The 705-nt window shown below is 62.6% G+C and carries 1 protein-coding gene; it reads left to right on the top strand.

The genetic code is table 11. From position 1 onward, the window contains the following. Positions 1-176: 176 nt before the first annotated feature. A partial coding sequence (locus ACFFIC_RS29920; RefSeq protein WP_377057272.1) for a transposase occupies positions 177-705 on the top strand: 529 nt, incomplete at its 3' end.

Genomic DNA, 705 nt, shown 5'->3' with positions numbered 1-705 from the left:
ACCGTCAGCTTCGCTATTTGAAGGGCAAAAGTGACACCGTTGATGCCGAGAGTGCCGCCCTTGCTGTGCTAAGCGGACAGGCCACGGCACTGCCAAAGGCCGGAACGAGCGCGGTCGAAATGATCCGTCACCTCAAGGTCGCACGGGACACTGCGGTTAAGGCAAGAACACAAGCCATGCTGACCATCAAGGCGATCATCATCAGAGCCCCGAGCACCCTGCGCGAGCAACTTGACCTTATCAGCGGCAAGATGGCGCTGCTCCGACACTTGGCAGCCTTGCGGCCAGGTCCGATCACCTCAACCACGACCTCGGCCAAGACCAGTCTGCGTGCGATCGCCCGCCGCTGGCTGGCGCTCGACGAAGAGATCAAAAGCCACGATCTCCAGCTTCAACCCCTCACCGCAGCCTGCGCCCCCGAGCTTGTACAGGCGCACGGGATGGCAACAGGTACAGCCGCAGAGATGCTGTTGCTCGTAGGAGATAATCCCGAGCGCATCCGTTCGGAAGCGGCGTTCGCAAAACTCTGTGGCGCCTGCCCAGTTCCTGCCTCGAGCGGCAAGACCAACCGGCACCGGCTGAATCGCGGCGGCAGCCGGAAGGCGAATGCTGCCTTGTACCGCGTTGTGGTTACCCGCCTACGCGGCCATCAGTCGACCCTCGACTACGTCCGCCGGCGGACCGCTGAAGGGAAGAACAAGGCCG

Origin of the sequence: Muricoccus vinaceus, from assembly GCF_042433125.1 — a bacterium.
Classification (GTDB): Bacteria; Pseudomonadota; Alphaproteobacteria; order Acetobacterales; family Acetobacteraceae; genus Roseomonas; species Roseomonas vinacea.
This window is presented reverse-complemented; position numbering and strand designations above follow the sequence as displayed.